General features: G+C 72.1%; 11 protein-coding genes. 7 read left to right on the top strand and 4 right to left on the bottom strand.

Annotation, left to right across the window (positions count from 1 at the left end):
* Positions 1-270 precede the first annotated feature (270 nt).
* Genes ACZ60Q_RS19555 through ACZ60Q_RS19565 form a run of 3 tightly spaced genes read left to right on the top strand, consistent with a single transcriptional unit; the run spans position 271 to position 2,670 of the window.
* On the top strand, positions 271-1,479 hold the full coding sequence (locus ACZ60Q_RS19555) for a cytochrome P450 (protein ID WP_469635829.1): 1,209 nt from the start codon (positions 271-273) through the stop codon (positions 1,477-1,479).
* The gene (locus ACZ60Q_RS19560) at positions 1,473-2,417 is read left to right on the top strand and encodes a beta-ketoacyl-ACP synthase 3 (RefSeq protein ID WP_469635832.1); all 945 of its coding nucleotides are present in this window, start codon (positions 1,473-1,475) and stop codon (positions 2,415-2,417) included. Before ACZ60Q_RS19555 ends, ACZ60Q_RS19560 begins: the two co-directional genes overlap by 7 nt.
* A gap of 10 nt (positions 2,418-2,427) precedes the next feature.
* Positions 2,428-2,670: an acyl carrier protein gene (locus tag ACZ60Q_RS19565; RefSeq protein ID WP_469635835.1), complete on the top strand. Its 243-nt coding sequence runs from the start codon at positions 2,428-2,430 to the stop codon at positions 2,668-2,670.
* A gap of 64 nt (positions 2,671-2,734) precedes the next feature.
* On the opposite strand, the gene ACZ60Q_RS19570 is transcribed toward ACZ60Q_RS19565, so the two are convergent.
* Together ACZ60Q_RS19570 and ACZ60Q_RS19575 are read right to left on the bottom strand one after the other, a co-directional pair.
* Positions 2,735-5,461: an ATP-binding protein gene (locus ACZ60Q_RS19570; protein WP_469635837.1), complete on the bottom strand. Its 2,727-nt coding sequence runs from the start codon at positions 5,459-5,461 to the stop codon at positions 2,735-2,737.
* Between the two features lie 75 nt (positions 5,462-5,536).
* The gene (locus ACZ60Q_RS19575; protein WP_469635840.1) at positions 5,537-15,910 is read right to left on the bottom strand and encodes an amino acid adenylation domain-containing protein; all 10,374 of its coding nucleotides are present in this window, start codon (positions 15,908-15,910) and stop codon (positions 5,537-5,539) included.
* Between the two features lie 656 nt (positions 15,911-16,566).
* On the opposite strand from ACZ60Q_RS19575, the gene rpsL reads away from it, so the two are divergent.
* From rpsL to tuf, 4 genes are all read left to right on the top strand, one after another.
* Complete coding sequence (gene rpsL / locus ACZ60Q_RS19580; RefSeq protein WP_003948652.1) at positions 16,567-16,938, top strand: 30S ribosomal protein S12; 372 nt, start codon at positions 16,567-16,569, stop codon at positions 16,936-16,938.
* A gap of 2 nt (positions 16,939-16,940) precedes the next feature.
* Entirely contained in the window at positions 16,941-17,411 is a 471-nt protein-coding gene (gene rpsG / locus ACZ60Q_RS19585; protein ID WP_007445917.1) for a 30S ribosomal protein S7, read from the top strand.
* Positions 17,412-17,449: 38 nt separating this feature from the next.
* Positions 17,450-19,579, top strand: a complete 2,130-nt coding sequence (gene fusA / locus ACZ60Q_RS19590; protein ID WP_469635843.1) for an elongation factor G — start codon at positions 17,450-17,452, stop codon at positions 19,577-19,579.
* A gap of 157 nt (positions 19,580-19,736) precedes the next feature.
* Complete coding sequence (gene tuf, locus ACZ60Q_RS19595; protein ID WP_469635846.1) at positions 19,737-20,930, top strand: elongation factor Tu; 1,194 nt, start codon at positions 19,737-19,739, stop codon at positions 20,928-20,930.
* Positions 20,931-21,221: 291 nt separating this feature from the next.
* On the opposite strand, the gene ACZ60Q_RS19600 is transcribed toward tuf, so the two are convergent.
* Both ACZ60Q_RS19600 and ACZ60Q_RS19605 read right to left on the bottom strand, forming a co-directional pair.
* Positions 21,222-21,947: a S1 family peptidase gene (locus tag ACZ60Q_RS19600; RefSeq protein WP_469635848.1), complete on the bottom strand. Its 726-nt coding sequence runs from the start codon at positions 21,945-21,947 to the stop codon at positions 21,222-21,224.
* A gap of 148 nt (positions 21,948-22,095) precedes the next feature.
* Positions 22,096-24,117 carry a PIG-L family deacetylase gene (locus ACZ60Q_RS19605; RefSeq protein WP_469635952.1) on the bottom strand — a complete coding sequence of 674 codons (2,022 nt, stop codon included), beginning with the start codon at positions 24,115-24,117 and terminating at the stop codon, positions 22,096-22,098.
* Positions 24,118-24,447 lie beyond the last annotated feature (330 nt).

Consider the following 24,447-nt stretch of genomic DNA (forward strand, 5'->3'; position numbering starts at 1 on the left):
GGTGAACCGGTGTATCCACCCGGTGAGGGGCCCCATAGGGGGTGGGGTGAGGGGGTTGGAAAAATCAGGAGCGTGTAGGTGCGACAGGCCGGGGAAAGCGGTGATCGGGCCGGGCGAGAAGGCCTTTTTGAGTCACGGAAAATCAAATCCGGCACCGTGCAGGGGGTTGACCGGGAACGGCCGACTTTGGCATAACGGCCTTTCCCGCCGACCTACTGAGCACGGCCCGGCCATTCGCCCGGGGTGCTTCGATGAAGGGGCTGTCCCGCCATGACCGAACCCGTAACCGACAGCGAGGCGCCGGCCTACCCGCTGTGCCCGATGGACCGGTTGGACGCCTATCCGGTCTACGACCGGCTGCGCGTCGAGGAACCGCTCGCCAAGGTGCGCCTGCCCTACGGCGAACCGACCTGGCTCGCCACCCGGCACGGGGACGTCAGGGCCCTCCTGATGGACCAGCGCTTCAGCCGTGAGGCGGGACTGCAGAGGGACGCGCCGCGCTTCGCCCCGGGGCCGTATGCGTACAGCATCCCGTTCATGGACCAGCCCGTGCACACGAAGGCGCGCAAGCACGTCGCCCGGGCGTTCACCAAGAAGCGGATCGAGGCGCTGCGTCCGCACGTCCAGCAGATCGCCGACGATCTCATCGACGCCTTGATCGCACGGGGCCAGGGCGCGGACATCGTCGACGTCATCGCCCGCCCGCTGCCGGTCGCCGTCAACTGCGTGCTCTACGACGTCCCCGAAGAGGACCGGGCCGACTTCCTCACCTGGTCGGTGGGGCTGCTGTCCACCACCGACGCGCCGGTCGAGGAGTTCGTCGCCAACTTCACCAACCTGCTTGGCTACACCACCAAGCTGATCGCGGAGCGTCGCGAGAAGCCGGGCGAGGACCTGGTCAGCGCGCTGGTGAAGGTGTGGGACGCGCAGGACGACTTCCCGGCCGAGGAACTGCCCAACCACGTGGTGGCGCTGCTGCTGGGCGGTCACGAACCGGTCGCCGCCCACCTGGCCAACTCCCTCTACACCCTGCTCGAACGGCCCGAGGCCTACGCCCAGCTGCACGAGCGGCCGGAGATCATGCCGACCGCCGTCGAGGAGTTGCTGCGGTTCGTCTCCATCGGAGACGTCTTCGGCTTCGGCAGCTACGCCACGGAGGACATCGAGCTGGAGGGCGGCACCGTGCGCGAAGGCGAGCCGATCCTCGCCCTCCTGGCCTCCGCCAACCGCGACGAGAAGGTCTTCGAGCGCCCGGACGAGCTGGACCTGACCCGCGAGGTCAACCCGCACGTCGCCTTCGGCCATGGCCCGCACTATTGCGTCGGCGCCTGGCTGGCCCGGCTCGAACTCCAGGTCGTTCTTGCCACGCTGGCCCGTCGGCTGCCCGCCCTGCGGCTCGCCGGGGGTGACCGCACCGACTGGTGGTACGACATCACCACCGTTATCCGCGGCCTGAAGAAGATCCCGGTCGAGTGGTGACGGCCGGCGCGCGGATCAGCGGCCTGGGCGGCTACCGGCCCGCCCGGTCCGTGACCAACGAGGAGATCGCGGCGAGCACATCGCTCACCGCCGACTGGATCACCGACCGGACCGGGCTGAAGACCCGGGGCCACGCCGGCGACGCCGAGACGATCGTGGCGATGGCCGTCGAGGCGGGCGCCGCCGCCCTGCGCGACGCCGGGGTCGCCCCGGAGAGCGTCGGCCTCGTGGTGCTGGCTACCCAGACCCCGGAGAACCTCATCCCGGCGGGGGCGCCGGAGATCGCGACGCTCCTCGGCTGCGCGGGGGCCGGCGCCTACGACCTCAACGCGGCCTGCGCGGGGTTCACCTACGCCCTGGCCGCCGCCGCCGACGCGGTCCGCCTCGGCCATGTGGAGCACGCCGTCGTCATCGGCTCCGAGCGGCTCACCGATTGGACGACCCCCGCCATCGAGGACGTGTACGCCATGCTCGCGGACGGCGCTGGGGCGGTCGTGGTCTCCCGCGCCGCCGAGGACGGGATCGGCCCCCCGGTCTGGGGCAGCGACGGAGCCCGCAGGGACGTGCTGGCCGTGCCGGACGGGGAGCGTCACATCACCATGCGCGGCAAGCTCGTCTTCAAATGGGCCATCGACTGCCTGCCGCCCGCCGCCCGGCTCGCCTGCGAACGGGCGGGCACCACCGTCGGGGACCTCGACTGGCTCGTCATGCACCAGGCCAACCGCAGGATCCTGGACGCCGTCGCCAAGGATCTCGGTATCGACCAGGACCGGGTGGCCCGCGACATCATCGACGCGGGAAACACCTCGGCTGCCTCCGTTCCCCTCGCCCTGCTCGCCCTGCGGGAATCCGGCGCGACCCGGTCCGGAGAAAGCGCACTGTTCCTCGGATTCGGCGCCGGACTTACCTACGCGGGCCAAGTTGTCACCATCCCCTGAAGGGAATTCCATGTCCGCAGACGAAATGCTCTATGGAATCGACGAACTCATACGTCAGCTTTCCGATCCCGCCCGGGAGATTACCCCCGCCTCGAAATTTCGCGAGGACCTCGACATGGACTCGCTCACGACCATCGAACTCTTCACCGCGGCGGAACGGCGGTTCGGTGTGGTCATTCCGGACGAGGAGGTCGGCAGCATCAACACCGTCGGCGAACTCCGGGACTTCGTCGCCCGGGCGAGCGCCTCCTGACGGAGCCGCCGCCCGCTGGAGGAGCGGGCGGCGGTACCCGCCGGGGGGTGGGCGGCAGCGGCCCCTAACGGGAGAACACCTCGGTCAGCTCCCCGCGCCGGGTCACCGCCAGCTTGCGGTAGACCCTCGTCAGGTGCTGCTCCACCGTGCTCGCCGTGACCTGCAGCTCCGAGGCGATCTCGCGGTTGGTGCGCCCCAACGCGGCCAGCTTGGCGACCCGCTCCTCCGCGCCGGTGAGCGTCGCCCGCACCGCGCGGCCCGCGGGGAACACGGACGCCGCGGCCCGGCTTCCCGGCCGCCGACGCAGGACCTTGTGCTCCCCGTCCAGGGCGGGCTCCCACCCTGGGGCCGTGCCCGGCTCCGGCTCACCCCGCCCCCCGCCCTCCGCACGCAGCTCCGCCAGCGTCCGCGTCAGGGTGTCCCGCCCGCCGTCCGCCCCCGACCCCTCCGGCAGCCGTCCGCGCCGCTCGCCCGGGGCGACCGCCGCCAGCATCCGCAGCGACGCCCCCCGCGTCGGCGGGTGCCCGGGACGCTCCATCGCGAGCTGTTCCTCGGCCAGCCACCGGGCCTCGGCCCGGTGGCCGAGCGCCAGACACGCCTCGGCGGCATCGCCCCGCCACGGTGCCAGGGACGGCAGGTCGAAGCGGCCCTTGCGCATCAGCCGCCCGCAGGCCAGGAAGTCGTCCAGCGCGTTGTCCGGTCGCCCGGCCAGCAGTTCGAGGCGGCCCCGCGCGCGCAGATGGACCGGCCCAAGGAGGGTGTCCGTCAGTGCGTGCGGCACCGGCCGGCCGGCCAGCTCCGCCGCCGTGTCGACATCGCCCGCCGCGACGGCGGCCCGCAGCGCCAGGATCAGCGGCACCGCCGCGCCCAGCGGCCAGTACTGTTCCGGGACCAGCCGCATCGCCTGCCGGGCGAGCCGCCCGGCGCTCACCGGATCTCCCTGGCGCAGCGCGATCTCCGCCCTCACGAGGGTCAGCATGAGCCGCCGCCCGGCGAGCCCGCTCCCCTCCTCCGATCGCGCCAGGGTGTGGTGCCAGTCGGCGGCCCGGTCGGTGCGGCCGGACAGGATCAGCGTGTACAGCGCCGTGCCCGTAGCCTCCAGGGCCGGGACGCCCGCGCTCAGTCCGGACAGCGCAGCGTCGGCCTCCGCAGCCGCGGTTTTCCGATCGCCCGAGGCCAGGAGCGAGCGGAGCGCGCCGATCGCCCGCAGTCGGGGGTCCGGGGGTGTCTCCGCGTCCGCCGCGACCTCCTCGCGGTGGTACGCGTTGTCCGGGAGCGCGGGGTACCAGGTGCCCAGCGACAGCCTGGAGAGCCGCAGGTGCAGCGCGGTGCGCGGGTCGGCCACCTCCAGCGCCGCGTCCAGCGCGGGCAGCACCGTTGCCATCTCGTCCAGCCGCCCCGACAGGAACAGATGCCGCAGGATCAGCGGCAGATGCGAGGGTGCGACCCGATCGTGCCGCAGGGGCCGGGTCAGCCGGTGCACGCGCCGTGCGGTCGCGAACGGGTTCACCCACTGCTCGTGGTGGGCCAGCCGCATCACCAGCTCATCGCGGCGACGCGGGTCCCTGCACGCCCGGGCGGCCAGGTCGAGGAAGGCCGCCGCGTGGTCGGGACGGCCCAGCGCCGCCGCCTCCTCCGCGGCCTCGTCCAGCACCCGCTGCGCCCAGTCCTCCTGGGCGTACCCCGAGGACAGCAGGTGCAGGGCCACCGTCGTGGACGAGGCGCCGTCGTCGTCCAGAGCACGGGCCGCCCGCAGCTGGAGGCCGACGCGCTCGCTCTGCGTCAGATCCGCCAGCACCGCTTCCCGCGCCGCCGGGTGCCGGAACCGAGGTCCGGTCATCAGCCCCGTGTGCTCCAGCGAGGCGAGCGCCCGCTCCACTGCGTCGTCGTCCCGGTCCAGGATCCGGGCGATCAGTTCCGGGTGCGCCGAGTCGCCCAGTACCGCTGCCACCCCGGCCGCCTCCCGGCTGCTGGACTGGTCGCGGTGGACGCAGTACAGCACCGCCTGCTGGTAGGCGGTTCCCACCGCGATGCCGTCCCCGGCGCCCGCCTCACGGGAATCCTGAAGCAGCGCCCGGGTCAGCAGCGGGTTGCCGCCGGTGACCGCGTGCACGGTCTCCGCCGCGGGCCGGGCGCCCCGGGGCGTGCCTCCCTCCGCCAGCAGCGCCTCGACCCCGGTCACCGACAGCGGCCCCACCGGCAGCTGCCGGTAGTGCGGCTGACCCAGCAGCCCGGCCCGGAACAGCGGGTGCACGGTATCCGGTCCGGCCCGTTCCGCCAGCACGATCATCAGCCGCGCCGATCGCGAGCGGTGCGCCAGGTACAGCAGGAACTGGAGCGACGGCACGTCCGCGAACTGCACGTCGTCCACCAGCATCAGGACCGGCGTCTTCGCCGCCAGCCCGAGCACCACCTCGCACAGTCCGTCCAGGGTCTGCCCCGCGATGTGGCCGATCGCCTCCGAGCACCGGTCCGAGGCGTGCGAGGCCGCCGCCCGGGCCTCCTCCAGCAGCCGGTCCGCCCGTGCGTTCCGGACCGGGGAGCCCACCTTGGCGAGCAGCTGCGAGAGCGCGTCGAGCGGGGCGAGCTCACTGGACCGCAGGCACTGCGCCTCCAGCACCACGGCGCCCTCGCCAGCCGCGAAGTCCGCCGTCTCGTACATGAGTTCGGTCTTCCCCGAGGACGGCGGGCCGGTGACGAGGACCAGCGCCCCGGCCCCGGCCAGGGAGCCGGTGAGTAGCTCCCGCAGCTGGCGCAGTTCGTCGTCCCGTTCGAAGAGATTCATGGTCATGCGTGTGGATTCCCCCGTAGAGCAAAGGACTGGTTCTGTGGGGTGGCGGCCGTGCGGGCCGCCACCCCAGGGGCCTCAGCGGCGGTTACGGGCACGCCCCCGCAGCGCGGGCCGTCCCGCGGGAGCCGCTTTGCCGAGCCGCTGGGCCAGCGCTGCCACGGTCGGAGCCTCGAACACCGTGCGGATGCTGATGTCGGCGTCCAGGTCCGCGCGGACGCGGCTCACCAGCCGGGTGGCCAGCAGCGAGTGCCCGCCGAGGTCGAAGAACGCGTCGTCGATCCCGACGTTCTCCACCCTCAGCAGCTCCGCGAACAGACCGCACAGTCTGCGTTCCCGTTCGTTGCGCGGCTCCCGCCCGGCCACCGGCAGATAGTCCGGCGCGGGCAGCGCGCGGGTGTCGAGCTTGCCGTTGGCGGTCAGCGGCAGCCGCTCGATCACCACGACCGCCGAGGGGACCATGTACTCGGGCAGCACCCCGCGCACCCCCTCGCGCAGGGCTGAGCCCTCCGGCCGGGTGCCCGCCGTGGGTATCACGTACCCCACGAGCCTGCGGTCGCCGGCTGTTTCCTCCCGGACGGTGACAAGGGCCTGCGCGACCCCGGGCAGCGCGGCGAGCGCCGCCTCGATTTCACCCAACTCGATCCGGAAGCCGCGGATCTTGACCTGCTGGTCGGCGCGGCCCACGAACTCCATGCCGCCCGCCCGGTCCCGGCGCACCACATCGCCTGTCCGGTACATTCGGCTGCCCGGTGCGCCGTAGGGGTCGGCCACGAAGCGGTGGGCGCTCAGGCCCGCCCGGTTCAGATACCCCCGGGCGACCCCCGCCCCGGCGACGTACAGCTCCCCGGGCACCCCGGGCGGCACCGGAGCGAGCCAGTCGTCCAGGACATAGCAGGCCAGGTCCGGGATGGGGACCCCGACCGGGCCCGCGTGCCCGGCCGCCGCAGCTGACTCCCGGTCCAGCCGCAGATGGCTCACGTGCACCGTGGTCTCGGTGGTGCCGTACATGTTCACCAGCTCCGGCGTTCGAGGATGCCGCTCGTACCAGCCCGCCAACCGCGAAGGGTCCAGGGCCTCCCCGCCGAACACCACCGTGCGCAGGGCCAGCCGGTCCCCGGACGCCGGATGCTCCCCGTCTGCCTCAGCCAGCTGGTAGAAGGCCGAGGGCGTCTGGTTGAGCACCGTCACACCCTCGTCCGCCAGCAGCGCGAGGAACTGCTCCGGAGCCCGGCTCACCTCGTGCGGCACCACGACGACCCGGGCGCCCCACAGCAGCGCCCCCCAGATCTCCCAGACCGAGAAGTCGAAGGCCGCGGAGTGGAACATCGTCCACACGTCGTCCGGGCCGAAGCCGAACCAGTGCTGTGTCGCGTCCAGCAGCCGCACCACATTGCGCTGTGGCACGGAGACGCCCTTGGGCGCCCCGGTCGAGCCGGAGGTGTAGATGACGTACGCGGGGTGGTCCGGCAGCAGGGGGCCGGTGCGGTCCGCGTCCACCGGACCGGTGGACGGGCAGCCGTCCCAGGGGCGTTCGCCGGGCCCGTCGACCAGCACCACCTCGGCCGTCGACCCGGCGGTGAGCGCGGTCGACTCCGTGCGTCCGGCCAGGAGCAGCGCGAACGCGGCGTCAGTGCTCATATGCGCGATCCGGTCTGCCGGGTACGCAGGGTCGATCGGCACATAGACGCCCCCGGCCTTCACCACCGCCAGCATCGCGACGACGATCTCGGCCGTACGAGGCAACAGCAGCCCCACCCGGACCTCGGGCCCCACCCCCCGGCCGATCAGCCAGTGGGCGAGCCGGTTGGCCCGTGCGTCCAGCTCCGCGTACGACAGTCGCTCGGCGCCGCTCACCACGGCGACGGCGTCCGGGGTCCGGCGCACCTGCTCGGCGAACCTCCCGGCGATCGTCGCCGCCGGGGTCGCGGGGCCCGGCGGCACCGCCAGCCGCTCGCGTTCGCCGGGCAGCAGCACGTCCGCCGCCCCGATAGGCCGGGCCGGGTCGGCCACCGCTGCCCGGAGGAACCGGATCCACCGGGCCACCAGCTCACCGACCGTCTCCGGGTCGTAGAGGTCGGTGGCGTACTCCGCCATCAGGGTCATGCCGTCCGGCTGCCCCTGCGCGTCGTGCTGCTCGGTGAAGGAAAACCACAGGTCGTAGCGGGCCCGGTCGGTGCCTCCGAACTCCGGGCGAGCTTCCAGGCCCGGCAGGTCCAGGACAGCCTGCGGGGCGCTCTGCCAGGCCAGGCAGACCTGGAAGAGCGGATGGTGCGCGGCGGACCGCCGAGGGTTGAGCCGCTTCACCACGTGGTCGAAAGGGACGTCCTGGTGGGCGAAGGCCGCCAGGCTGGTCTCCCGCACCCGGGCGACCAGCTCCGCGAAGGACGGGTCGCCCGAGGTGTCGGCGCGCAGCACCAGTGTGTTGACGAAGAGCCCGACCAGGTCCTCCAGCGCTTCGTCGCCCCGCCCCGCCACCGGAGCCCCGAGCGGGATGTCCGTCCCGGCACCGAGCCGGGTGAACAACGCAGCGGCGGCAGCCTGCACCACCATGAACACCGTCGCGTCCAACGACCGTGCCAGATGAACCAGTTCACGGTGCAGCCCGCTGTCGAAGGCGAACCACGCCGTACGGCCCGCGTGCGAGGCCGAGGCGGGCCGCGGCCGGTCGGCCGGCAGCGCCAGGCACTCCGGCAGATCGGCCAACTGCCGCTCCCAATACGCCAGCTGGCGGGCATGCGGACTCGATGGATCGCCCGCCTCGCCCAGCAGTGAACGCTGCCACAGCGCGTAGTCGACGTACTGCGCGGGCATCTCCGGCCACGGTGGCGCACCGCCCGCCAGTCGCGCGGTGTAGGCCGTGGCCAGATCCCGCGCCAACGGGGCGAACGACCAGCCGTCCCCGGCGGTGTGGTGCACCAGGATCAGCAGCACCCCGGCCCGCGGCGACTCCGCCACCTCGAACAGCACGGCCCGCCAGGGCACTTCGGCCGTCAGGTCGAAGGCGTACGCCGACGCCCGGCCCACCTCGGTGGTCAGCTCGTCCGCCGTCACCCGCCGGATCTCCAGCGGCACCGGCGCCGTACCGGCGGGCATGATCCGCTGACGCGCCTCGCCCCCAGTGGAGGAGAACACCGTGCGCAGCGACTCGTGGCGCGCGCCGACGTCGTTCAGCGCCGCCTCCAGCGCCCCGGTGTCGAGCGTGCCGGCAAGCCGCAGCACCAGCGGCATGTTGTACGTCGAGGAAGAGCCGTCCCGCTCGTGCAGGAACCACAGGGCCTGCTGAGCGTAGGACAGCGGCAGCACTTCCGGGCGTTCGGCGGGCGACATCCTGGGCCGCCCGCGCCCCGCGTCCGTCTCTCCGGCGATCCGCCGGGCGAGACCTGCCGCAGTGGGGGCGTCGAACACCAGCCGGCCGGGCAGCTCCAGATCGAGCAGGGCCCGGAGCCTGCCGGTCAGCTTGCTCGCGGAGAGCGAGTGCCCGCCGAGGTCGAAGAAGTCCTCCCCGGTCCCGACCCGGGCCAGCCCGAGCACCTCGGCGAACAGCCCGCACAGGATCTCCTCGTACGCGCTGCCCGGCCGCTGCCGGCCCACCGGGTCCGGACCTCCGCCGGGCAGCCCCGCCCCGGTGTCCAGCGGCAGCGGCACCACCACCGATGGCGTGAGCGCGGCCGGCAGATCGCTCCCGACCCCCGTACCGGCGTCCGCTCCGGCGCCCGGTGCCGGAACGACATAGGCCACTACCCGCACCTCGCCCTCGCCCACCTGCCGGGGGACGACGAGCGCCTGCTCCACCAACGGGTCGGCGAGCAGCGCGCCCCGCACCCGGTCCAGGAGTTCCCGGACCCGACCGTCCGCGCTGTCCGGCCCGAGAGGGTGGACCCGGCTGGCGCCCGCTGCCACCGCACCGGCCGCCGTCGGGCGCCGGCGGACCGCCAGCGCACGTGCCACCGGCTGCGGCTCGCCCGCGGACATCGCGCCGGTGTCCAGATGCGCCAGTACCGTCACCGGCAAGCGACAGTCCAGCGCCGCGTCGAACAGCTCCAGCGCCCCCGCCGGGGGCATCGGGGTCAGCCCGGCCCCGCGCAGCGCCGCGCGCTCGGCGGCGCCCAGGTGCCCGGTCATGCCGCTGTCGGTCTCCCACAGCCCCCAGGCGAAGGAGGCGGCGGGCAGCCCGAGGGCCCTGCGTCGCTGGGTCAAGCCGTCCAGAAAGGCGTTGGCCGCCGCGTAATTCGCCTGACCCGCGCCGACCAGCACACCCGCCACCGACGAGAACGACACGAACGTGGTGACCCCTAGGTCCCGGGTCAGCGAGTGCAGCAGCCACGCGGCGTCCACCTTGGGCCGGAAGACCCGCTCCAGACGGCCGGGCGTCAGCTCCGCCAGGACGGCATCGTCCAGGATGCCCGCCGCGTGGATCACGGTCCGCAGCGGCTGGTCGGCCGGAATCGCAGCCAGCAGTGCGGCCAGTGCGGTCCGGTCGGCCACATCGCAGGCGGCGACCGACACCCGCGCGCCCAACGCGGTCAGTTCCGCGCACAGCTCGGTCGCACCAGGGGCCGACCCACCGCGCCGCCCCGCCAGTACCAGGTCGCGCACCCCATGCTCGACCACCAGGTGACGGGCCACGATCCCGGCCAGCACACCGGTACCGCCGGTGATCAGCGCCGTGCCCGTCGGGTCGATCTCCGGCATCGAGGACGCCGTGTCACCGTCCCCGGTGACCGGACGCAGCCGGGGGACCAGGAGCCGGTCCCCGCGGACGGCGAGCAACGGCTGGTTCTGACGCAGGGCGACCGTCGCCGCAGCCGCGATCAGCTCACCGGCGGGCTCCGCCGGACCGGCCACATCGACCAGCGCGAACCGGTCCGGCTGCTCCATCTGCGCGGCCCGGAGGAAGCCCCAGCCCGCCGCCGCGGCGAGGTCCGCCACATCGTCCCCGGGCGCCGTGGCGACGGCCCCCCGGGTGAGGAAGACCCAGCGGGTGCGGGCCAGCCGAGGTTCGGCGGCCACCCCGTTCACCAGCTCCAGCAGCCGTCCCGTCAACTCTCGCGCGGTGAGCGCCTCGTCTGCCCGGTCGCCGCCCCCGCCGGACGGCGTGCCGGCCAGCGGGACGAGCACCGCCTCGGGCACCTCGGCACCGCCGGTGACGGCCGCGCCCAGTGCGGCGGGATCGGCGTGACGCACGGCCCCGGGCGGCACGGGCGCATCACCCAGCACCGCCCAGCGCATCTCCTCCGCCACCGGCGCCGGGGCCAGCGGCACCCAGCGCGTGTGGTGCAGGGGCCGCCCGCCGCCGGACACCCGCACCGGCCGGACCGCCCGCGTCACCACCCGGTCGACGCGCAGCACCAGGCCGCCCGCCGCGTCGGCGGCCACCACCTCGAAGGCGTCCGGACCGGCGGGGGAGACCCGCACCCGCAGCGTCGTCGCCCCGTTGGCGTAGAGGCCCACCCCCTCCATCCGGACCGCCTCCCGGCCCGCCGGGAGCAGCGCCAGCGCCCCGGCCAGCAGTGCCGGATGCAGCCCGAACCCGTCCTCCTCCGTCCCGGCGGCGAGCGCCAGCTCCGCGTACACCGCGTCGCCCGCCCGCCACCACCCGGACACCACGACCGGCCCGTTCGCCGAGGCCTCCCGCGCGTCCTCCGGCCCAGCGACTGCCCCCGTCGGTGGCCACTCCTCCAGTCCCGCGGCCACGGTTCCGGCCGGCGGCTCGGCGAGCAGCGCCCGCGCGTGCCGGACCCAGCCTGTCGCCGGCGGCGCGTCCACGGGCCGGGCGTGCACTCGCGCCCGCCCGTGGCCGTCGCTGTCCGGCGACACGGTGACCCGCAGTTCGACCGGGGACCCGGACGCCGGCAGGGGCGCCTCCAGATCCAGCCGCGCCACATGCCCGGGAACAGCCGGGACACCGTGCTCGACAGCGGCCAGGACCAGCTCGACCAAGGCCGCCCGCCGCCCGGCCGCCCCGGGCAGCGCGCCCGTGTCCAGCCTGCCGGTGAACACCCAGCCCTCGCCACCCGGCAGCTCCACCGCCGCGCCCAGCAGCGGATGCCCCGCCTCGCGCAGCCCCAGGGCCGCCGCGTCAGGTGTGGCGGGCCGAGGTCGCAGCCAGTAGGACGACCGCTGGAAGGCATAGGTGGGCAGGGCCGTGCGGGCGGTGCCGCCGGACAGCTCCGCCCAGTCGACCCGCACCCCGTCGGCGAACAGTCGCGCCGCGTTCAGCAGCAGCTGCTGCCAGGCGTCCTGGTCGCGCCGCAGCGTCCCCACCACCGTGCCTGGCGCCCGCGCCGAGGCCAGGGTGTCGCGCACCCCGCCGGAGACCACCGGATGCGGGCTCACCTCGACGAACGTGGTGGCGCCCGAAGCCGCCAACTCCCTCACGGTCTGCTCGAACAGCACCGGGCCGCGCAGATTCCCGTACCAGTAAGCGCCGTCCAGAGCGGTCCCGTCGACGAGACCGCCCCGCACGCTCGAATGGAAAGGCACCTCGCCGGGGCGCGGGGCCACGTCCGTCAACGCCGTGAGCAACTCCTCGCGCAACGGCTCCATGTACGCGGAGTGCGAGGCGTAGTCGACGTCCACGCGGCGCGCCTCCACCCCGTCCCTGCGGAAGTCGGCCAGCGTGGCTTCGATCGCGTCCTCGGGGCCTGCGACCACGACCGTGCCCGGCCCGTTGTACGCCGCCATCGTCACCGCCCCGCCCAGCCGATCCAGCCGGACGCGTACCTCCTCGGCGGGCAGCGAGACCGACGCCATGGCGCCGCTCCCGGCCAGCCGCCCCAGTGCCCGGCACCGCAGCGCCACGACCTTCGCGGCGTCCTGGAGCGACAGCGCCCCCGCCACACAGGCCGCCGCGATCTCGCCCTGGGAGTGGCCGACCACCGCGTCCGGCTGGACCCCGCAGGACCGCCACACCTCGGCCAGTGCCACCATCACCGCCCACAGCGCCGGCTGCACCACATCCACCCGCTCCAGCGACGCCGACCCCGGGACGCCGCGCAGCACATCGGTCAAGGACCAGTCGGTGTACGGCGCCAGAGCCCGCGCGCACGCGTCGATTCGCTCCCGGAACACGGGTGACCCGTCCAGCAACTGCCGGGCCATGCCCGCCCACTGCGCGCCCTGTCCGGGGAAGACGAACACCGTCCGCCCCGGCCGGGCGGCCCGCTCCGCGTCCGGCATCACCACACCGGCCTGTCGGGTACCCGCGGCCAGCGCCTCCAGCGCCGCGCCGAGTCCGTCCCGTCCGGAGCCGACGACGGCGGCCCGGGACGCGAAGACGGTACGGGTGGTGGCGAGCGAGTACGCCAGGTCGGCGGGGGCGGGCCGAGCCTCGGACAGCAGCGCGGACCGCAGCAGCCGCGCCTGCCCGGCGAGGGCCGCCGGGGTCTTCGCGGACAGCGCCAACGCCACCGGTGCGTCGGCGGCACCCGCGGTGGACAGCCGGGTGCGGGCGGCGAACGGCGGAACGGGCTCGGCCTCCGGGGCCTCCTCGACGATCAGATGGGCGTTGGTGCCGCTGACCCCGAAGGACGACACCCCCGCGCGCCGGGGGACCCCCGACTCCGGCCACGGCACCGGCCCGGAGAGCAGGGATACCGCTCCGGAGGTCCAGTCCACATGCTCGGTGGGCCGCTGGGCGTGCAGAGTGCTCGGCAGTATCCCGTGCCGCAGTGCCATCACCATCTTGATCACCCCGGCCACTCCCGCCGCGGCCTGGGTGTGCCCGATGTTCGACTTCACCGAGCCCAGCCGCAGCGGCCGGTCCGCAGGACGGTCCTGCCCGTAGGCGGCGAGCAGGGCCTGCGCCTCGATCGGGTCGCCCAGCCGGGTCCCGGTGCCGTGGGCCTCCACGGCGTCCACATCGCGTGCTTCGAGGCCCGCGTCCGCCAGGGCGTCCCGGATCACCCGCTCCTGGGACGGGCCACTGGGCGCGGTCAGCCCGTTGGACGCGCCGTCCTGGTTGACCGCCGAGCCCCGGATCACCGCGAGCACCGGGTGGCCCTCGCGCCGGGCCCGGGAGAGCGGCATGAGCAACAGCAGGCCCACGCCCTCGGCCAGCCCGAAGCCGTCGGCCCCGTCCCCGAACGCCTTGCACCGGCCGTCGGGGGCGAGCCCGCCCAGTCTGCTGAACTCCTTGAACATGCCGAGGCTCGACATGACCGTCACTCCGCCCGCCAGGGCGAGGTCGCACTCGCCCCGCCGCAGAGACCGGACCGCGAGATGGAGCGCGACCAGTGAGGAGGAACAGGCGGTGTCCACGGTCAGCGCGGGACCCTCCAGCCCGAGCGCGTAGGCGATCCGGCCGGACAGCACGCTCAGGGCGTTGCCGGTGAGTACCTGGCCCTCGTGTGCGGAGCCGCTGTCAAGCCCCGGTCCGTAATCCATGGCCATGGCACCGACAAATACTCCGGCCCGCTTGCCAGCCCACTCAGAGGGTAGGATTCCGCATTCCTCGAAGGCTTGCCAAGCAGTTTCCAGCAGAAGTCGTTGCTGCGGATCCATTGGCTCGGCTTCGCGCGGACTGATACCGAAGAAATCAGCGTCGAATTGACCCGCGTCTTTCAGTAGACCGGCCCTGCGCTGATAGTAGCTGTCGGACTCCGAAGGGTCCATGGAATATTTACCGGCGACATCCCAGTACCGGTCGGCGGGAAAATCGGCAATCGCGTCCCCGCCCCCCGCGACCAGCTGCCAGAGATCCTCCGCGCTTTCCACGTTCCCGTCCGTGCCGGGGTATCGACAGGCCATGGAGACGATCGCGACCGGCTCGTCCGCGGCACCCGGCACGTTCGACTCGGCCCGCGCACCGGCCTCCCGGCGCGACCCAGACAGCCGCTCGGCGAGGTGCTCCGCCAGCCGCGACGGCGTCGGGTGGTCGAAGACCACCGTCACCGGGAGCCGGACGGACAGCGCCCGCGCCAGCCGGCCGCGCAAGGACACCGCGGCCACCGAGTCGAAGCCCAGATCCCGGAACGGCCTGTCCGCGTCCAGCCCCTCGGAGCCCGGCAGCCCCGCCGCCGATGCCGTCTCCCGCAGCACCGCTTCCTCCAGAGCCGCCCGCAGCTCCGCACCGGACAGCCCGGCCAACACGCCCGTCCGGCCCGAACCGTTCCTCGGCTCCGCACCGGCCCCGTCCTCCGCCACGTCCACCGGCCCCGGCAGCTCGAGCGCCGCCCCGCGCCCCGGGTACAACAGCTCCGGACGGGGCTCCACCCCGTCCACGTACAACTCGGACAGCGACCGGCGGAATTGTCCGAGCCCGTCCGGGCCGCGCCGGACGGTGGAGCGCACCACCGCGTCCGCACCCGCCCTCTCCACCGTGTCCTGCATGGCCGCGGTGAGCACCGGATGCGGGCTGATCTCCAGCAGCACCTCATGACCCGCGTCGAGGGCGGCCCGTACGGTCTCCTCGAAGCGGACGGTGCCGCGCAGATTGGTGCACCAGTACTCCGCATCCGGCCGGGCGTCGGCCCACTCCCGGGCGTAAACCGTCGAGTAGAAGGCCGTCGTGGGCGTCGCGGGCCGCAGTTCTGCCAGGTCGGACCGCATCCGGGGCGTGATCTCGTCGATCTGCCCGGAGTGCGCGGCCAGGCCCACGTCGATGACCCGTGCCCGCACTCCCTCACCGCCCAGCGCGGTGACAAGGTCCCGCGCGTCCTGCGGCGGGCCGGAGACGATCACGGAGGACGGGCCGTTCACGGCGGCGATGACCAGACGTCCGTTCCACTGGGCCAGCCGGTCGCGGACCACCTCCTCGGAGGCCAGCACGGACACCATGTCGCCCCGGCCCACCAGCGTCGCCTGCGCCTGGCTCCAGCGCGCGGCCACCCGCGCCGCGTCCTCCAGGGGCAGCGCCCCGCTCACCGCCGCCGCCGCGACCTCGCCCAGGCTGTGCCCGACGACGGCGGCGGGCTCCACGCCGTGCGCCCGCCACACCTCGGCCAGCGCCACCATGACCGCCCACAGCGCGGGCTGCACCACATCCACCCGGTCCAGCCCCGGAGCGCCAGGGCGCTCCAGCAGGACGTCCTGGAGCGACCAGTCGACGAACGGGTTGAGCGCCCGCTCGCACGCCTCGATCCAACTGCGGAAGACCTCTGAGGACTCCAGCAGATCCGCGGTCATCCCCGGCCACTGCGCGCCCTGGCCGGGGAAGACGAACACCGCCCGGCGCCCTGCCCGCCCGGTCCCGCGCACCAGCCCGGGCACCTCCCTGCCCCCTGCCAGATCTCGTAACAGGGCCAGCAGCTCCGCGCCCTCCCCGGCGGTCAGGGCCGCCCGGTGCGCACCTCCGGAGGGCAGCTGCGCCAGCGCGCGGCCCACGTCCGTGGGCTTCCAGCCGGGCAGCTCCGTCAAGTGGGCGGCGAGAGCGTCGGCGTGCGCCTCCAATGCGGCGGAACCGGTCCCGGATATGAGCCATGAGTGGAAAGAGCTGTAAGTCCTGGTCATAACCATCCCGCATTCTCGCTCTGCCAAAAGGGCGTAAAGAATCGATTCGACCCGCCGAGGGCGCTGACATGCAAGAGGTGGTGCGAAGGAAGCTCAGGCCTGTGTAATGAGGGGCGATCCTCTGTCCGAAATTGTCCAAATCGCCCGCTTCTTCTTCAGGTGTTTCCGTCGGGCACCGCAGTGACGCTATCAGGCGCATGCCAGAAGCATGAGTGTGAGCAATGTAATGTTTAGCGCCGTCATAACTTCTGCAATGGGCATCCGTGCGTCCTGTCCGGCGTCTTTGCCGGAGCGTCGCAGCCGAATCTCCGTCGCGGGTGCCGGCGTACACCTCGTGGCTCCGCGGCGACCGGGCGGTGGAGGGGGAGTGGACGCGGCGGCGACCCCGGAACGCCCCGGCGGTGGGCCCGGGGCGGTCATGTGTTTCATTTGTTTTGACCCAGCTCCGTGAGGTAGGTACGCTCAAGCCTTGTGCCTGGGGTGTGCCTGGGCTCGGGTGCGTGTCCTCAACCGCACCGCGAGTCCGTCGGTAGCCACCGCAATCTGCGCCCTTCCGCCCTTGAGGTGGGAGTCCGCAGTATTCGACACACCCGACCGCGTGGGTCGGCGATGTTCCAGGTTAGTTTCACGAACGGCACACAGAAACCGGAGAAGTAGTGCCTACGATCCAGCAGCTGGTCCGGAAGGGCCGGCAGGACAAGGTCGAGAAGAACAAGACGCCCGCGCTCGAGGGTTCGCCCCAGCGTCGTGGTGTCTGCACGCGTGTGTTCACGACCACCCCGAAGAAGCCGAACTCGGCGCTCCGTAAGGTCGCGCGTGTGCGTCTGACCTCCGGCATCGAGGTCACGGCCTACATCCCGGGTGAGGGACACAACCTGCAGGAGCACTCCATCGTGCTCGTGCGTGGTGGCCGTGTGAAGGACCTGCCGGGTGTTCGTTACAAGATCATCCGCGGCTCCCTTGACACCCAGGGTGTCAAGAACCGCAAGCAGGCCCGCAGCCGCTACGGCGCCAAGAAGGAGAAGTAAGAATGCCTCGTAAGGGCCCCGCCCCGAAGCGCCCGGTCATCATCGACCCGGTCTACAGCTCTCCTCTTGTCACCTCGCTGATCAACAAGATCCTCCTCGACGGCAAGCGTTCCACCGCCGAGCGGATCGTGTACGGCGCCATGGAAGGCCTCCGCGAGAAGACCGGCAACGACCCGGTCATCACGCTGAAGCGCGCGCTTGAGAACGTCAAGCCCTCGCTCGAGGTCAAGTCCCGCCGTGTCGGTGGCGCCACCTACCAGGTGCCGATCGAGGTCAAGCCCGGTCGTGCCTCCACCCTCGCTCTGCGCTGGCTCGTCGGTTACTCCCGCGCCCGTCGCGAGAAGACCATGACCGAGCGCCTCATGAACGAACTGCTCGACGCCTCCAACGGCCTCGGCGCTGCGGTCAAGAAGCGTGAGGACACCCACAAGATGGCCGAGTCCAACAAGGCCTTCGCGCACTACCGCTGGTAGTCGCTACCCCCATCGAGACCGAGAGAAGATTGAGCCTTATGGCCACCACTTCGCTTGACCTGGCCAAGGTCCGCAACATTGGGATCATGGCCCACATCGACGCGGGGAAGACGACCACCACTGAGCGGATCCTCTTCTACACCGGTGTGAGCTACAAGATCGGTGAAGTCCACGACGGCGCTGCCACGATGGACTGGATGGAGCAGGAGCAGGAGCGCGGCATCACGATCACGTCCGCCGCGACGACCTGCCACTGGCCGCTCAACGATGTTGACCACACCATCAACATCATCGACACCCCGGGTCACGTCGACTTCACCGTCGAGGTGGAGCGTTCGCTCCGCGTCCTCGACGGCGCCGTCACCGTGTTCGACGGTGTGGCGGGCGTCGAGCCGCAGTCCGAGACCGTCTGGCGTCAGGCGGACCGCTACGGCGTGCCGCGTATCTGCTTCGTCAACAAGCTCGACCGCACCGGTGCCGACTTCTTCCGTTGCGTCCAGATGATCGTGGACCGCCTCGGCGCGACCCCGATCGTCATGCAGCTCCCCATCGGGGCGGAGGCCGACTTCACGGGTGTCGTCGACCTCGTGTCGATGAAGGCCTTCGTGTACCCCGAAGAGGCCGCCAAGGGCGAGATGTACAACACCGTCGAGATCCCGGACAACCTCAAGGAGTCGGCCGCCGAATGGCGCGGCAAGCTCCTGGAGGCCGTGGCCGAGAACGACGACGACATGATGGAGCTGTATCTGGAGGGCACCGAGCCCACCCAGGACCAGCTGCACGAGGCCATTCGCCGCATCACGCTGGCGTCGAAGGGCAGTGCCGACTCCATCACCGTCACCCCGGTGTTCTGTGGCACCGCGTTCAAGAACAAGGGCGTCCAGCCCCTGCTCGACGCGGTCGTGCGCTACCTGCCTTCCCCCCTGGACGTCGAGGCCATCGAGGGCCACGACGTGAAGGACCCGGAGAAGGTCGTCCAGCGCAGGCCCTCGGACGACGAGCCGTTCTCCGGTCTGGCGTTCAAGATCGCGAGCGACCCGCACCTGGGCAAGCTCACCTTCGTCCGGATCTACTCCGGTCGCCTGGAGGCCGGCACCGCGGTGCTGAACTCCGTCAAGGGCAAGAAGGAGCGCATCGGCAAGATCTACCGTATGCACGCGAACAAGCGTGAGGAGATCGCATCGGTGGGCGCCGGCGACATCATCGCCGTCATGGGTCTCAAGCAGACCACCACCGGTGAGACGCTGTGCGACGACAAGAACCCGGTCATCCTGGAGTCCATGGACTTCCCGGCGCCGGTCATTCAGGTCGCCATCGAGCCGAAGTCCAAGGGTGACCAGGAGAAGCTGGGTGTCGCCATCCAGCGCCTCTCGGAGGAGGACCCCTCCTTCCAGGTGCACTCCGACGAGGAGACCGGCCAGACCATCATCGGTGGTATGGGCGAGCTTCACCTCGAGGTGCTCGTCGACCGCATGAAGCGCGAGTTCCGCGTCGAGGCGAACGTCGGCAAGCCCCAGGTCGCGTACCGCGAGACGATCCGCAAGGCCGTCGAGCGCATCGACTACACGCACAAGAAGCAGACTGGTGGTACCGGCCAGTTCGCGAAGGTGCAGATCGCCCTCGAGCCCATCGAGGGTGGCGACGCCTCCTACGAGTTCGTCAACAAGGTCACCGGTGGCCGCATCCCCCGTGAGTACATTCCCTCGGTGGACTCGGGTGCTCAGGAAGCCATGCAGTTCGGCATCCTGGCCGGTTACGAGATGGTCGGCGTCCGCGTCACCCTTCTCGACGGTGGTTACCACGAGGTCGACTCCTCGGAGCTCGCCTTCAAGATCGCCGGTTCGCAGGCGTTCAAGGAGGGTGCCCGCAAGGCCTCTCCCGTGCTCCTTGAGCCGATGATGGCCGTCGAGGTCACCACGCCCGAGGACTACATGGGCGATGTCATCGGCGACCTCAACTCCCGCCGTGGCCAGATCCAGGCCATGGAGGAGCGCAGCGGCGCTCGCGTCGTGAAGGGCCTCGTGCCCCTCTCGGAGATGTTCGGCTACGTCGGAGACCTCCGCAGCAAGACCTCGGGTCGCGCAAGCTACTCGATGCAGTTCGACTCCTACGCCGAGGTTCCGCGGAACGTCGCCGAGGAGATCATCGCGAAGGCCAAGGGCGAGTAACTCCCCCGAGCTCACGCTTTAGGCTTGACACCGGAGCCGGGCGGGCATTTCGCACAGCGCGTCAGCACTGTGCGAAATGCCCCCGGCGCCGGCACCCCAGCAAAGATCACCTGGCGCCGATGAAGCAAGGCGTACAGAACCACTCAGGAGGACCCCAGTGGCGAAGGCAAAGTTCGAGCGGACTAAGCCGCACGTCAACATCGGCACCATCGGTCACATCGACCACGGTAAGACGACCCTCACGGCCGCCATTACCAAGGTGCTGCACGACGCGTACCCCGACCTGAACGAGGCCTCGGCCTTTGACCAGATCGACAAGGCTCCCGAAGAGCGCCAGCGCGGTATCACCATCTCCATCGCGCACGTCGAGTACCAGACGGAGTCGCGTCACTACGCGCACGTCGACTGCCCCGGTCACGCGGACTACATCAAGAACATGATCACGGGTGCCGCGCAGATGGACGGCGCCATCCTCGTGGTCGCGGCCACCGACGGCCCGATGCCGCAGACGAAGGAGCACGTCCTCCTGGCCCGCCAGGTCGGCGTCCCCTACATCGTCGTCGCGCTGAACAAGGCCGACATGGTGGACGACGAGGAGATCCTGGAGCTCGTCGAGCTCGAGGTTCGTGAGCTCCTCTCCGAGTACGAGTACGCGGGCGACGACCTTCCGGTCGTCAAGGTCTCGGCGCTCAAGGCGCTCGAGGGCGACAAGGAGTGGGGCCAGACCGTCCTCGACCTGATGAAGGCCGTCGACGAGTCGATCCCGCAGCCCGAGCGTGACGTCGAGAAGCCGTTCCTGATGCCGATCGAGGACGTCTTCACGATCACCGGTCGTGGCACCGTCGTCACCGGTCGTATCGAGCGTGGTGTCCTCAAGGTCAACGAGACCGTCGACATCGTCGGTATCAAGACCGAGAAGACCACCACCACGGTCACCGGCATCGAGATGTTCCGCAAGCTGCTCGACGAGGGCCAGGCCGGTGAGAACGTCGGTCTGCTCCTCCGTGGCATCAAGCGCGAGGACGTCGAGCGCGGCCAGGTCATCATCAAGCCCGGCTCGGTCACGCCGCACACCGAGTTCCAGGCGCAGTCCTACATCCTGTCGAAGGACGAGGGTGGCCGTCACACCCCGTTCTTCAACAACTACCGCCCGCAGTTCTACTTCCGTACCACGGACGTGACGGGCGTTGTGACCCTTCCCGAGGGCACCGAGATGGTCATGCCGGGTGACAACACCCTCATGGACGTCTCGCTGATCCAGCCGGTCGCCATGGAAGAGGGCCTGAAGTTCGCCATCCGTGAGGGTGGCCGGACCGTGGGCGCCGGCCAGGTCACCAAGATCATCAAGTAGTTTCTGCTTGGTCCTTGGACCTGGTGGCTCACTGAGCCGCAAGAAGGGCCCCGCACCTCGAAAGAGGTGCGGGGCCCTTCGCCGTGTGCGGAGCCGCCGGGGTTACGGGGCCGGGGCCCGGCCCGTCGTGCGCCGGGGCGGCGGGACTGCGCCCGGACGCCTTGCGGACAGCGAAGGGACCAGGGATGGGTGTAGGGCCCCGGTACCTCAGGGCGGTGAGGTATGGGGGCCCTACGGTTCATGGGGACGGCGGGTCGGTCAGGTGCCCGCCGTCCCGGGCGGTGGGGTCGGTCAGACGCCCGCGATCGACTGGATCCAGGACCGGTACGCGGTGACGTTCGTGTACGCGGTCGTGGTCTGCCGGTCGCTGGTGGAGGCGACGCCGACCTGGATGCCGTTCGCCGTCATCGGGCCGCCGGAATCGCCGCCGGCGGTGATGCCGTTGCCGCGGCGGGCGCAGATCGCCGAGCCACCGTACGCGTCACCGCAGCCGCCGGTGACCGTCACGTTGGCGACCTTCAGGTAGCGGGACTGGCAGTTGGCCTCGGAGCCGCACTGCGAGGTGGCGCCCCAGCCCCAGACCTGGACGCCCTGCCCGACGCTGACCGAGCCGGGCTGGCCGAGGCGGGAGTAGGTGGCCTGCACCGAGCGGTCCAGCCGGACGAGGGCCAGGTCCGAGCTGTGGGTGTAGGTCTGGGCGCCGTTCGCGACCACACCGCCGCTGTGCTGGTCGAGGCTGCCGATACGGAACGACAGGCCGCCGCCGGTGACGCAGTGCTTGGCGGTGAGGATCCAGGTCGGCGCGATGATCGTCGCCGAACAGGTCTCTCTGCCGTTCGAGAGGAGGCGGGCGGCCCAGGGGGCGTTGGTCGCCTGGCCGCCGCCGATGATCTGGGTGGTCGGGGGCGGGGCGTCCTGGAGCGGAGCCTCGGGGGCGGCGGAGGCGGACGGTGCGAAGAGGGCGAGGACACAGGCCGCTGCGGCGGCGGCAGCGGGCACGAGCCTGGATATGCGCATGATTCCTCGTTTCGCGCGACACGCTGGGGGTGGGCGTGTCCGTGGGGGGTGGTGGCAACAGGGTGCCGGAGCGCGACGAGATCGGGGTACTAACGTTTGGTCATAACGCGGCGTTATGGGGCGGCAGTTGGGCCGAACACGTCCGCTTCTACGGTCGCCACACCCAGGGCGCGGCGTCCGGACCGAACCCCACGGCGGCGGGCCGCTCGCCCGCCGCGCCGAGGTGGAGGGCGACGCCGTCCAGGGCGACCGGTCCCCGGGACCGTACGGCGGTATCTCCGGCGGTACGCAGCTGGATCCGGCCCTCCGCGGAACGGCCGAGCAGGACCGGGCCGCCCGGCGAGGCGGCGGCGGTCACCGGACCGTACCCGCTGAAGCGGGGCGCGGGTGCGCGGTCGGCCCGCACGGCGACGAGCCGCTCCCGCGCGGCCGGCCGGTAGTACAGCTCCACGGACCCGTCGGGCGCGGGGAGTGCGCCGGGCGCGTGCGCGGGAACGGGGGAGTCGGTGAGCTGGGTACGGGCGATGACGTCCGTGTCCGGGGCGTCCTGGGTCCAGTGGTGCACGGCATGGTGCCCGGCCGCGTACACATGGACGAGCCCCGCCGCGTCCACGACCGCCGTCAGCCCGTCCTGCACCTCGCCGCCACCCAGCTCCCGCCACCCGCTCCAGCGTCCGGTGCCCGCGTCCCGCACCCGGGTACTCAGCCCCTTCTCCGCGTTCCGTACGAAGAGGTGGACGCGGCCGTCCGGGGCGGTCACGGCGACGGGCACGCCGACGCGGCGTCCGTGGTCGCTGTTGGCGGCGGGGTTGCCGAGCCCCCGCCAGGCGCGGAAGGGGCCGCCCGGCGAGCGCTGCTCCAGCAGCACGATCTCGCGCTCGTTGTCCGAGCCGTGCCCGGCGAGGGCCGCGAAGCGCAGCCCGAACAGCAGGCACAGGCCGTCCGTCGTCACCGCCGAGCCCAGCACCGGGGCGAGCGGGCCGCCGCCGAGGTCCTCCGGCGCGTCCCAGACCCCGCTGTGGGGCGCACTCTCGCGCCACCGGGCGGCCCGCAGCCCCAGCACCCCGTAGACGGTGAGCCGCCCGTCCGGCCCGGAGGTGACCTGGGCCCGGGGGCCCGGGTAGCGGTGGTGGGTGGAGCGCACCCAGCCCTTCCGGCTGGTCAGCGGCCGGTCGCCGCCGATGTTGTAGTCGCCGCAGCCCGAGGGGTTGCCGCACTCCCAGTCGGGCGCGCCGCCGTACGGGACGAGGTGGGCGGCCTTCCGCTCCAGCACCTCCGGCGGCAGGTTCTTGGGCCAGTGGTGGTTGTAGTACCCCCGAAACGCCGCGACGACGAACCCGGGCACCGGCTCCCCGCGCCCCGTCGTCACCGCCACCCAGCGGATCAGGGCCGCCCAGGCGAAGCACCCGGCCGGGGTGTGGTCCGCGTGGTCGGAGTACCCGCGCTGCTCGCTGTCCCGGAGGCGGTCGTACTCGCTGCCGAACCGGAGGTCGGGGTCCGGGTCGAGGGTGTGTACGACGGTCGGCCGGTACTGCTCCAGCAGCCCGACGAGGACGTCGATCAGGGACTCATACGTATATGAACCGGCCTTCTGCAAAGGGGAGCCGTCGGCGACGACGGTACGCAGCACCAGTCGCCGGTCCTTCCAGAGGCTGGGCAGCCCGAGGCGGTTCCGCCCGGTGTGCATCGCCGTGTTGAGGAAGACCAGCTCGACCCTGCGGTCCCTGTCGGTCAGGACGTTCCGCTCGGCCCGGTGACCGCCGCGCAGGGTGAGCACCGTCCGCTGCCAGGGGGTGAACCGGTCGAGCCCGAGCAGCTCGGCGTACGCCTGGCGCAGGCCCTGGTGCCGGGCGGCGGAGTACGCGGCGGGGTCAGGCTTCGGGCGTGGGGCCCCGGGGACCTTGTTGAGGCCGTCGGCCTCGCCCGCGGCGAGGTAGACGCAGACCACGGGGGTCCCGGCGTCGAGGGCCTGGCGGGTGTCCGGGTTCATGAGGTATAGGTCGTCGTCGGGGTGGGCCAGCACCTGCATCAGCCGCGCCCGCCGACCGCTCGCCATGGCCAGGCCGGGGGCCGGGTCCGGCACCGGCCACCGACGCCGTGGAGCCGGTACGGCGCATCCGGCGGTGGCGGCGGTCGTGGTGGCCGCGAGCAGGAGCGCGCGCCGGGGCATGTGGGTCCGGGGCGCCCCGGACCCAGGCAGTGCAGGTCGATTCGTCACGCCGTGTACTCCGTCCGCTACCGCTTCCCCCGCAGCGGGCGAACGGCCTGCCCCGACCTGCGTATTCCCGACACCCACCGCGGGCCGTCGGCCGGTCCGGCCTCGCCCGCGGGGAGGAAGACCGCGGCGGGGGTGGACAGGTTGCCCGACCGGGGGGGTGGAGTCGCCCACGATGTGCGCGCGGCTCGGCGGCGACCCTGGTCCCGTGGTCCCCTGCGGCACGGGCGCGGGTGGGCCGTTCCGCCTCGGTCCGGGCCGGGGTGTGATCGCCGTGCGGCGCGA

Source organism: Streptomyces sp. NPDC104313, assembly GCF_055583985.1.